Below are 5613 nucleotides of genomic sequence, written 5' to 3' on the forward strand. Positions count from 1 at the left end.
GCAGGGGAGCAGGGGAGCAGGGGAGCAGGGGAAGAAATCACTAATATCCAATTTCCCATTCCCAATGCCCAATTCCCCATGTCCAATTCCCCATACCCAATTCCCATTTATTTGAGGTAAAAAAGTAATGCCAATCATCCATCCTATGACAATGAGCGACTTCTTTCGCAAAAGCGAAGGTGTCTGGTTTATTCAACGCACAGTGCATCATTTTGACACTGCGGCGGATGAGTCAGGAGAGTCGAACCTCTATGTGGGTGTCATTAGTAAGGATGATCCACGGGTAAAAATAGTCTGTGAACAGCACTTAATTGACCCAGCTAGAGCAATGGGTGGTGCTAGCTTTATGTGGCAAGCAAACACCGATGTCCAAGAGCCAAATCCAGAGTATGCGGCAGTCTTGATTGATGTCCCAGATGATGAAACTGGGCAATCTGGTAAACTCTTGCGTAACCAAGGCTATGTAGAAAAGATTCCGGTAGTTAGTCGTTACTGGTTTGGCAAAGATGGCATTCTGACCATTGATACAGAGTATGACAACAATCAAGGCCAGGAACGCTGCTGGTTTATGACAGATGATTTCCGGGTACGCGTCAGCACAGTTCGGATGATGAACGGCGTTTACTTAATGACCTATTGCTCGGAACGACGCTGTGTATCCAATGAGACTTTAGCACAAATGGTTCAACATAATTTATCTAGGGAATAGGGAATGGGTAATGGGTAATGGGTAATGGGTAATGGGCCAGATGTGATGACTAATAGTAAAATCCAATTCCCAATTCCCAATTCCCAATTCCCAATTCCCAATTCCCAATTCCCAATTCCCAATTCCCAATTCCCAATTCCCAATCCCCAGTACCCAGTACCCAAAAAATTAAGGATTGTTGCGTTATTTATGAGAAATGGGCCGTGGATTCACGATGTTTCGTATTCTCAGGAGATAAAGGTATATGAGTCCATAACAGTCAATGTATACAACCTTTATTCAGCATCTAGAACAATCTCTATTTCAACGGTTTAATTTACAAAGTCGCCCGATTCCAACGGGCTTGGAGTATAAGGTAAGCGATCGCGGTAGAAACCCTGCTACTATTCGCAGTTGGTGCTATCAATGTCTAGAGTTGCGAAAAATTCGCTATACCAATATTGATGCTGGAGCGAGTGCCCAAATCCTCAATAGTGTGATTTATCCCAGTCACCAGTACGATTTACCGTTACTTGGTATAGACTTTCTGTCCTTCGGTCAGGTTAAAAATCTGATTGTTATGGACTTTCAGCCTTTGTTTCAGGATGAGGCGTATATGGAAAAATATATTTATCCTCTGAAAGCCTTACATGATAAGTATCCTGAACTGGCACAAAATTTAGAAATGAAGTTCTACGATGCCAATCAGTACTTCTCAAAATATTTACTGTTTGCCAAAACAGATGCAGAAACAGTCAAAACACGAGTATTTGATGCGTTTCAAGATTATCTGAATCTGTACTGGCAGATGTTAGACTCAGCTGAACCTCTGACCGATGTTCAAGATATTCAGCGCATTGTCAAAGCACAGAAAGACTACGACCAATATAGTGCCGAGCGTGACCCAGCATCAGGTCTATTCAGCAGCTATTTTGGGCATGAATGGTCGGAGCGGTTCTTGTATGAATTTTTGTTTGAAGATGCTGTGCCTTTAGCGGCTGGAGCAGCCAAAAAGTAATTTATACCCATGACTTTATATCAGCCATTTTTAGATTACGCGATCGCGACTTTACGCGATCGCCTTGACTTACAACCCTACCCCATTCCGCCAGGATTTGAGTCTAAATCAGCGCTTGTGGGTAAGGGTAGACATCAAGAAGAAGTGTTGACTACCAGCACAGCATTTGCTGCTCCTAAATTACGTCAAATTAGAGCCGCTCATGTACAAGGTGGGAATTCACTACAAGTTCTCAATTTTGTGATTTTTCCCCAGTTGAACTACGATTTGCCCTTTTTTGGTGCTGACTTGGTAACGCTACCAGGAGGACATCTAATAGCCCTGGATATGCAACCACTGTTTCGAGATGATCCGGCGTACCAGGCAAAGTATACACAGCCGATATTGCCCATTTTTGAAGAATATCAATCACACCTGCCTTGGGGAGGAGACTTTCCTGAAGAAGCACGTCCTTTTTTCTCGCCGGCATTTCTGTGGACTCGCCCACAGGAAAATGAAGCGGTGGAGACACATGTATTTGCAGCTTTTAAAGACTACCTCCAAGCCTACTTGAACTTTGTTGACCAAGCCCAACCAGTGACCGACTCTCACGCCTTAGCCGACATTGAACAAGCTCACTTGCGTTATCTGCGCTATCGGGCAGAGAAAGACCCAGCACGGGGAATGTTCACCCGTTTCTATGGCCCCGAATGGACAGAAGAGTATATCCACGGCTTTTTATTTGACCTCGAAAGAAAACTAGCAGCAGTTAATTGAATTGGGCATTGGGCATTGGGAATTGGGCATTGGGCATTGGTAACAAAGAAGGAAATTACCCAGTCCCCAGTCCCCAGTCCCCATCCCCCATTCCCTATTCCCTTTATGAACAAAATTGTGTACTTTTGTTACAGGAAATGTAAAAAAACTCATGATAATTCGTAACAAAAAATGATCCAACGACATAGTATAAACAAATAAAGAGGTTGAAATGCACGCTTAGAGAGTAGGTGCGGATAATCCAGTCACCTATCTGTTCGGGCGAGTCAATCCATACGAAGAAATGTAAATTTTCCAAAATTCCTAATCGGGAGAAAGGAAGACATTTCACTGGTGACTCATCAACAGGCTTTGCCTTCCCCAGACTGCCCAAGCAGTCTTGACGCCAAGCTAAACCAAACTCGGTTGTGGTCTAAAACCCTGGTCAAAAAACACATAGGAGATTGATATGGTTCTCGACGCATTTGCAAAAGTAGTTTCTCAAGCTGATACACGTGGTGAATACCTCAGTGCTTCTCAATTGGATGCTTTAAGTGCTTTAGTTGCTGATGGCAACAAGCGCTTGGACATCGTTAACCGTATTACCAGCAACTCCTCTGCAATCGTTGCTGATGCAGTTCGCGAATTGTTTGCTGAACAGCCCCAGTTGATTGCTCCTGGTGGTAATGCTTACACCAGCCGTAGAGCTGCTGCTTGCGTACGCGACTTAGATATTATCTTGCGTTATGTTACATACGCTATTTTCGCTGGAGACTCCAGCATCCTAGATGACCGCTGCTTGAACGGTCTAAGAGAAACCTATTTGGCTCTGGGTACCCCAGGTGCTTCTGTAGCAGTTGGCGTTAACAAGCTAAAAGCAAAAGCGATCGCGATCGCTAACAACACCAACGGTATCACCTACGGTGATTGCAGCAGCTTGATTTCTGAATTGAGTGGCTATTTTGATAAGGCTGCTGCTGCTGTTGCTTAATTGCTGACTTTTAACTAGGCGATTCACCAGAGTTGTGTTTTCATAGCTATTCGTGACAAAGCCATTGCTACATTTTTCACAAAATAATTGGGAGATAAAAGAGAAATGACCAAAACACCTCTAACCGAAGCTGTATCTGCTGCTGATTCTCAAGGACGCTACCTCAGCTCTACCGAATATCAAATTGCTTTTGGTCGTTACCGCCAAGCTGCTGCTAGCTTACAAGCTGCTAAAGCATTGAGTGCAAACGCTCAAAGCTTGGCTCAAGCTGCTGCTAATGCTGTATACCAAAAATTCCCCTACACCACCAGCACTCCTGGCCCTAACTACGCTTCCAGCCAAGTTGGTAAGGACAAGTGCGTTCGTGACATCGGTTACTACCTGCGTCACATCACCTACAGCTTAGTTGTTGGTGGAACTGGCCCATTGGATGATTACCTCGTCTCTGGTCTAGCTGAAATCAACAAAACCTTTGAATTGTCTCCCAGCTGGTACATTGAAGCTTTGAAGTACATCAAAGCTAACCACGGTCTAAGCGGCGACCCAGCTGTTGAAGCTAACTCCTACATCGACTACGTTATCAACGTTCTAAGCTAGTTGATAATTTTGCCCGGAGGGGTATGCAATGACTGACAGATGTTAGTGATTGTTTACCTCTCCGGGCATTGTTTTTTTTAGAGAATTTGATAACTGATAACTGTTGACTAATAACTGGTTTAACTACTAAATCCCTGTTGTAAAACTTAATTACGAATTACGAATTACGAATTAAAAATTACTTGACTATGGTTAATGAATATGGTATGGAAGATGATAACCAATTAACAGTAGAGCAGGCGATCGCTAATCTCCAGGGTGAGGATTTGGGATTGCGGGTATATGCAGCCTGGTGGTTAGGGCGATTTCGGGTTGATGCCCAAGAAGCGATTGATTTGTTGGTCGCAGCATTAGAGGATGAAGACGATCGCACAAATGGTGGTGGCTATCCCCTGAGACGAAATGCAGCGCGGGCATTGGGAAAACTGGGCGATCGTCGGGCAGTACCTCCACTAATGCGGGCATTGGAATGTTCAGATTTCTATGTACGGGAAGCAGCAGCACAGTCTTTGGAGATGTTAGGCGATGTGTCCTGTATTCCTATTTTGATTGAGTTACTGAAAGATAACGTACCTGGAACACTGCCAGCTACGGAACCTCCTCAGCTAGCCCAACCCTATGACGCAATTTTGGAGGCATTGGGAACGCTGGGAGCAACAGACGCAATTCCATATATCCGCCCCTTTCTAGATCACTTCATTCCGCGGATTAAGTTTGCCGCAGCGCGAGCGATGTATCAATTGACTGTTGATCCACAGGAAGCGAGTCAATATGGCGATCGCTTAATTGAGGAACTCTCTAACGATAGCTTGCAACTGCGCCGTACAGTCCTAGCAGATTTAGGAGCAATCGGATATTTTCCTGCCGCAGAAGCGATCGCTCAAACATTAGCAGAAAATAGTCTTAAACTCATCTCCCTCAAAGGTTTACTAGAAAAGCAGTTGCAACAAACTAAGCTGCCGGATTTATCCCTGGAGGCAATTAAAGTGATGACATTGATGGATGAATTGCTTTAGGAATGGGAATTGGGAATTGGGAATTGGGAATTGGTAATTGGTAATTGGATTCTAATATTAGTCATCACATCTGGCCCATTACCCATCACCCACCCATTACCCATTACCCAATACCCAGTACCCAGTCCCCATTACCCATCTCCCCCTGCACCCCCGCACCCCCGCACCCCTTCCTGACAGGTGTAGGTTTTTTACAAGGGTGTGAGTATTCAGTCTCTCTGGTCAGAAAATAAAATTAGAAACCAAAGTGTGGATGAGACTCAAATGCTGAAAAATGAGTATCTCAAACAGTGGACACGCATAGTATCAGAGCATATGCCACATCTGTCGATACCGCAAGTTGTGGGGTTGGCGACATGGAGTTTTGGGATGGTAATGACCAAATCCAGCAGTTTAAGTAAAGTATCGCAATTCATTGCTGTTGTGAATGGAGAAAAAGCCTCGGCGGTACGTCAAAGGTTGAGAGAATGGTATGAGGAAGCAGAAGCCAAAAAAGGGCTTCATCGTCGCAGTCTGGATGTGAGTAGTTGTTTTGCGCCATTGCTGAGTTGGGTTTTAAGTTTACTGC

6 protein-coding genes and 1 pseudogene are annotated in these 5613 nt (G+C 44.5%); all 7 read left to right on the plus strand.

Features of this window, described 5'->3' with window-relative positions:
- Positions 1–127: 127 nt before the first annotated feature.
- A complete protein-coding gene (locus I8748_RS28480) occupies positions 128–709 on the plus strand; it encodes a phycobiliprotein lyase (RefSeq protein WP_198127863.1) in 582 nt (193 codons plus the stop codon).
- A gap of 262 nt (positions 710–971) precedes the next feature.
- Positions 972–1706 (plus strand): 15,16-dihydrobiliverdin:ferredoxin oxidoreductase, encoded by a 735-nt coding sequence (locus I8748_RS28485; protein ID WP_198127864.1) that lies wholly within the window; start codon positions 972–974, stop codon positions 1704–1706.
- Between the two features lie 9 nt (positions 1707–1715).
- Positions 1716–2462, plus strand: coding sequence for a phycoerythrobilin:ferredoxin oxidoreductase (locus tag I8748_RS28490; RefSeq protein ID WP_198127865.1), 747 nt, complete (start codon positions 1716–1718; stop codon positions 2460–2462).
- A gap of 448 nt (positions 2463–2910) precedes the next feature.
- Positions 2911–3432 (plus strand): phycocyanin subunit beta, encoded by a 522-nt coding sequence (locus tag I8748_RS28495; protein WP_198127866.1) that lies wholly within the window; start codon positions 2911–2913, stop codon positions 3430–3432.
- A gap of 105 nt (positions 3433–3537) precedes the next feature.
- Positions 3538–4029, plus strand: coding sequence for a phycocyanin subunit alpha (gene cpcA / locus I8748_RS28500; RefSeq protein ID WP_198127867.1), 492 nt, complete (start codon positions 3538–3540; stop codon positions 4027–4029).
- A 188-nt stretch (positions 4030–4217) separates the two neighbouring features.
- The gene (locus I8748_RS28505; protein ID WP_198127868.1) at positions 4218–5045 is read left to right on the plus strand and encodes a HEAT repeat domain-containing protein; all 828 of its coding nucleotides are present in this window, start codon (positions 4218–4220) and stop codon (positions 5043–5045) included.
- 264 nt (positions 5046–5309) lie between these two features.
- Positions 5310–5613 (plus strand): annotated as a pseudogene (locus I8748_RS28510) (transposase); the annotation flags it as partial.

The sequence above is a fragment of the Amazonocrinis nigriterrae CENA67 genome, assembly GCF_016056305.1.
GTDB classification, from domain to species: Bacteria; Cyanobacteriota; Cyanobacteriia; order Cyanobacteriales; family Nostocaceae; genus Amazonocrinis; species Amazonocrinis nigriterrae.

Coding starts and splice junctions, on each gene's coding strand:
- I8748_RS28495 (WP_198127866.1), top strand. CDS start 2,911: ATGGTTCTCGACGCATTTGCAAAAGTAGTTTCTCAAGCTGATACACGT.
- I8748_RS28505 (WP_198127868.1), top strand. CDS start 4,218: ATGGTTAATGAATATGGTATGGAAGATGATAACCAATTAACAGTAGAG.
- I8748_RS28485 (WP_198127864.1), top strand. CDS start 972: ATGTATACAACCTTTATTCAGCATCTAGAACAATCTCTATTTCAACGG.
- cpcA (WP_198127867.1), top strand. CDS start 3,538: ATGACCAAAACACCTCTAACCGAAGCTGTATCTGCTGCTGATTCTCAA.
- I8748_RS28490 (WP_198127865.1), top strand. CDS start 1,716: ATGACTTTATATCAGCCATTTTTAGATTACGCGATCGCGACTTTACGC.
- I8748_RS28480 (WP_198127863.1), top strand. CDS start 128: ATGCCAATCATCCATCCTATGACAATGAGCGACTTCTTTCGCAAAAGC.